The sequence below is a fragment of the Sulfitobacter sp. genome (genome assembly GCF_041552635.1).
In the GTDB taxonomy this organism is placed as follows: domain Bacteria; phylum Pseudomonadota; class Alphaproteobacteria; order Rhodobacterales; family Rhodobacteraceae; genus Sulfitobacter.
Window position 1 is genome coordinate 1 of sequence record NZ_JBFEKM010000224.1, and the last position, 4,892, is coordinate 4,892.

General features: G+C 59.2%; 4 protein-coding genes and 1 pseudogene. 1 reads left to right on the forward strand and 4 read right to left on the reverse strand.

From position 1 onward, the window contains the following. A pseudogene (locus ABYT07_RS18765) lies at positions 1–210 on the forward strand (thiamine ABC transporter ATP-binding protein); the annotation flags it as partial. Between the two features lie 57 nt (positions 211–267). Here ABYT07_RS18765 and ABYT07_RS18770 read toward each other — a convergent pair. From ABYT07_RS18770 to ABYT07_RS18785, 4 genes are all read right to left on the reverse strand, one after another. After that, complete coding sequence (locus tag ABYT07_RS18770) at positions 268–1,122, reverse strand: SDR family oxidoreductase (protein ID WP_372993550.1); 855 nt, start codon at positions 1,120–1,122, stop codon at positions 268–270. 3 nt (positions 1,123–1,125) lie between these two features. Further along, a complete protein-coding gene (locus ABYT07_RS18775) occupies positions 1,126–2,388 on the reverse strand; it encodes a glycosyltransferase family 4 protein (protein ID WP_372993551.1) in 1,263 nt (420 codons plus the stop codon). A gap of 70 nt (positions 2,389–2,458) precedes the next feature. Then, complete coding sequence (locus ABYT07_RS18780; RefSeq protein ID WP_372993552.1) at positions 2,459–3,238, reverse strand: carnitinyl-CoA dehydratase; 780 nt, start codon at positions 3,236–3,238, stop codon at positions 2,459–2,461. Positions 3,239–3,251: 13 nt separating this feature from the next. Next, a partial coding sequence (locus ABYT07_RS18785) for an acetate--CoA ligase family protein (RefSeq protein ID WP_372993553.1) occupies positions 3,252–4,892 on the reverse strand: 1,641 nt, incomplete at its 5' end.

Sequence of the window (4,892 nt, forward strand, 5' to 3'; positions counted from 1 at the left end):
CCCGCGTTGCGCAACGAAATGCTGGATCTGGTGCATGAACTAGTGACCGAAACCCGCGCCAGCCTGATCATGGTGACCCACGCCCCCGAAGACGTGCGGCGCATCGCGGATCAGGTGATCTTTGTCGCAAACGGTCAGGCCAAAGCACCCCAACCGGCAGCCGCGTTGATGGATAATCCACCACCGGAACTGCGCGCCTATCTGGGGTAACGAAACCTTAGCCGCGTGCGCCAACCAGTCTTGCAAATGGTTAATGGGCAAAAAGTGTCAGCTTTCCGAGGTCGCCATGGCCGCCAACCCGGCGCGATAAGTCGGAAAGATTGGCTTCCACCCCAATGCCTGCTTGATGCGATCGTTCCGAACCTTTTTGCTTTCGGCATAAAAGCTGCGTGCCATCGGGGTCATGTCCGCATCTTCAAAGGCAATGGCAGGGGGCACCGGCAGGCCCAGCAATTCGGCGGCATGGGCAATCACGTCTTGCGGCGGGGCCGGATCATCGTCGCACAGGTTATAGATCGCGCCGGGGTCGGGACTGTGCAGCGACAGATCAAGCGCCTGCGCGATATCTGCGACATGGATGCGCGAAAACACCTGACCGTCTTTGATGATCCGCCGCGCTGTGCCAGCGCGGACCTTGGCAAAGGGGCCGCGACCGGGGCCGTAAATGCCCGCCAGCCGAAAGATATGCAGCGGCAGATCAGGGATCGCCTGCCAACGCGCCTCGGCCTCGACGCGGGCCTGACCGCGCTTGGTAGACGGGGTAAGCGGCGTGTCTTCATCCACCCAATCGCCACCATGATCGCCGTAAACGCCCGTGGTGGACAGATAGCCAAGCCAACGCACATGCGGCGCGGCGCGGGCGATGTCATCCTCAACCGCATTCAGCACCGGATCACCGTCCCGCCCCGGCCCGGCAGAGACTAGGATATGCGGAATTTCCGCGATCAAAGCACCAAGATCGGCACCGGGCCAAATGACGGGTGCAACACCGGTCGCCGCAATCTCAGCGGCCTTGTCGGCGCTACGCGTCGTGCCCAAGATATGCCAACCCTGCGGGATCAACCGCGCGGCCAAGGCCTGCGCACTATACCCGTGACCGATGGAAAGAAGCGTCTTGTCCACGATTCAGCCCATGTCCAGCGGCAGCTTGATCCGCTTGTCCGCTGGCACCAGATCGTTCATCTGGGCGATATGTTCAGGCAGGCATTTGGTCAGGAAATCGTACGTCTTGACCACATGTTGGCGCGCAGCAGGGCCAAGATGGGCATATTTCGCGGGCGTGGCCAGCACATCAATCACCTGATCTGCCAAAGCTTCAGGATCGAAGAAATCAAACAGCAAACCTGTCTCGTTATGAGTGATCGCCTCGCGGACGGGGGCCACATCAGAGGCGACAATCGTTGCCTCCATCGCCATTGATTCCAGCAGCGACCATGACAGCACAAAGGGCATCGTCAGATACAAATGACAGCGGCTGATCTGGATAATCTTCTGGTAATCCTCGTAGGGCAGCTTGCCCAGAAAATGCACGCGGCTCCAGTCTACATCCTTGCCGACTTCGGCTTCCATTTCGGCGCGCAGACCACCGGGATGTTTGCTTTTGCCGCCATAGGACGTGTCATTGCCCCCCAGCACCAACACCCGCGCATTAGGCCGTTCGCGCAGCAGTTTCGGCAAGGCGCGCATAAACACATGAAAGCCGCGGGTACGTTCAAGGTTGCGCGTGACATAGGTGACAATTTCATCGTCGCGGGTCAGGGCACGGTCCATGCGCCCCAGCTTCAACTGCACATCGGGCTTCGGTTTCAACTGATCCGTCCGGATCCCGTCGTGGCAGACATAAAGCTTGTCGTGAAAGCTTTCGGGAAAGCGGTCGCGCTGCCAAAAGGTCGGACTTAGTCCCACATCGACGGTTTCGATATTGGCAAGCGGCACGGCGTTGCGCGCGTGCAGCAAGAACGGCGTATTCTCGGACACCGGTTCTTCGGGGTCAAACCCCACAGGACCGCCGCTGTCGCTGTAGTAATATTCGAAAAAGCCGATGATCGGGACGTCTTTCCAAACCTCTTTGAAGAATGTCAGCTCGCCCCAACCCACATGGCCCACCACGATATCGGGCTTAAAACCTTCGGTCTTTTCGATCAACTTGGCGGCGCGGGCGGCCCCAAGACCGTTGCCCGCGGATTCCTCCCAATTTTTGGACAGACCGTACGCATCCTTGGCGGGCTTGTGATGGCTTTTGTAAATCCGGGTCTCGACACCCTTAAAGCTGGGCGGTTTCTGCCGTTGGGTCAGGAAATAAATTTGATGTTCGCCGGTGTCCGCCAGCCATTGCACCAGTTCGCGGTACTGACCGGGCATATTCTGGTGCACAAACATAATTTTCATCAGGGCCGCCTGCTTTTGGATGCGCGACCCTCAGTTAGCCCAAGCGCCGCCTTGTTTAGAAATAAGGCTGCTATTTGCCCTTCCAGACGGGGTCGCGTTTTTCGGTAAAGGCGCGTGCCCCCTCCATCTGGTCTTCGGATGAATACAGCGTGTCGATCGACGCCAATTGCCTGCCTGTGATCCGGTTCATCGCATCCTGAAATTTCGAATCCTCGGCATCGCGCACAATTTCCTTGATCGCGGCATAAACCAACGGCGGGCCAGAGGCGAGCAATCGCGCCAGTTCCCAAGCACGATCCATCAACTGATCTGCGGGAATGACTTCATTGACCAGCCCCCAACCTTTCGCCTCGTTTGCATCAAACCAACGGCCTGTCAGCAACAGCTCCATCGCAATGTGATAGGGAATACGCTTGGGCAGCTTGATGCTGGCAGCGTCGGCAACGGTGCCAGACCGGATTTCGGGCAAGGCAAATGTCGCGTGGTCCGCAGCAAGGATCATGTCGGCGCTCAACGCCAGTTCCAGCCCGCCGCCGCAGGCAATGCCGTTTACGGCGGCAATCACCGGCTTGTTCATGCCACGCAATTCTTGCAATCCGCCAAAACCGCCTACGCCGTAATCGCCATCGACGGCATCCCCGCCAGCGGCCGCCTTCAGATCCCAACCGGGGCAGAAAAATTTGGGGCCGGCCCCGGTGATGATCGCCACGCGCAAATCGCGATTGTCGCGAAAGTCGCGAAACACCTCGCCCATCAGCCTTGAGGTTTCCAGATCAATTGCATTGGCCTTGGGGCGGTCCAGCGTGACCAGCAGGATGCTACCGTCGGTTTGGGTTTTAATGACACTCATTGGGCTATTCCTTTTACGCTTTGCGGATCAGCGCATCCACGGCTATCGCCGCGCTTGTGGTGCAGATCAGCGGATTGATCTCAACTTCGCTGATCGTGTCCTGATGGGCAATCACATAAGCCTGCACCGACATGATCGCGGCGATGATGGCAGGGATATCGGCACCCGATTTGCCGCGATAGCCGTTCAAAAGCGGCGCAATGCGCAAGGCCTGCAACGCATCACCGATTTGCATAGCCGTCACGGGCAGCAACAGCGACGTGGTATCTTGCCAAAGTTCGGTCAGGACACCGCCAGCCCCAAGGGTCAGCAAAAATCCGTGCGCCGGGTCGCGGGTCACACCGATCAACAGTTCGGCCACAGGGTCGGTGATCATTTCTTCAACCAGAAAACTGCCCGCCTGCATTGCGCTGGCCGCTGCTTCGACCTGATGCGCCTGCAACCCGATGGCCACCGCCCCCGCTTCGGATTTATGCGCAAAGCCCAGCCCCTTCAGGACGACGGCGCTGCCAAAGGACAACGCCAGCCGCGCGGCGACTGTGGGCGTTTGTGCCACCGCACCCTGCGGGACGCGCAATCCAAAGTGATGCAGCGCGGCCTTGGCGTCTGCCTCGGTCATCAGATACGCCTCGCGTTCGGGGCCCGGAGGCAGCGAAGGCACCGGATCGGGAGCCAGATCAAACGCCGCAGCCTCGGCCGCCAAGATGGCCTCTGTCAGACCGCAGATCGGTGTTACCCCACCGGCAAGCAAACGGCCGATAACATCTTGCGGCATCAGTTCGGGCAGGGTTGCAACCACAGCCACAGGCCTGCCCGACAATGCGTGCAGATTCAGCGCCGCCTGCGTCGCACATTCCCAATCACTGGCATCGGTATGCGGGTAATCGACGATTAACAGCGTCAGGCCAATATGATCTGCCGCCATCGGCAACCAGGCGGCGGTCATCTTTTCAACATCCCGCCAGACATAAGTGTTGTAATCCAGCGGATTGGACAGCGCGACCATGGGGCCAAGCGCATCCCTCAAGGCATGGCTTTGCGCATCTGTCAGCGCAGGGAAATCAACCTTGCGACCATGGGCCGTATCGGCAGCCAAACTTGCCTCGCCGCCCGAGCAGCTTACCGATGACAGCGCGCTTGACGGCAACCGTCCTTGGCTGTGCAAGAGCTTTAGCGTTTCCAAAAAGCTCGGCAGATCATGGAGCCGCGCGATCCCCAGCCTTGCCAGCAAGGCCGCGGCCCCCGCATCCCCGCCCGCAAGCGACGCAGTATGAGACACGGTTGCCTGCTGCGCTTGATCAGAAGCACCAACCTTGAGCGCGACGAGAGGGATATTTTGTGCTGCCGACTTTAGCGCCAATTCATGCCAAAGCCCGAGGTCGGAAAACCCTTCGATATGAAGGCCAATGGCAGTGACCCTTGGATCGTCAAGCAACGCCAATGCAATTTCGGCCTGCTGGGTCTGCGCCATGTTTCCGCAAGTCACCATATAGGCGATCGGCACACCGCGCCGCTGCATGGTCAGGTTGATCGCAATGTTGGATGACTGCGTCAGAATAGCGACCCCAGTCTCGACGCGACTGCACCCATGCTGGTCAGGCCACAACAGCGCCCCGTCGAGCGCATTGATGAAACCATAGCAATTTGGCCCAAG

Bases quoted from the DNA above. Each gene is read 5' to 3' on its own strand.
- ABYT07_RS18775 (WP_372993551.1), bottom strand. From the start codon at position 2,388: ATGAAAATTATGTTTGTGCACCAGAATATGCCCGGTCAGTACCGCGAA.
- ABYT07_RS18780 (WP_372993552.1), bottom strand. From the start codon at position 3,238: ATGAGTGTCATTAAAACCCAAACCGACGGTAGCATCCTGCTGGTCACG.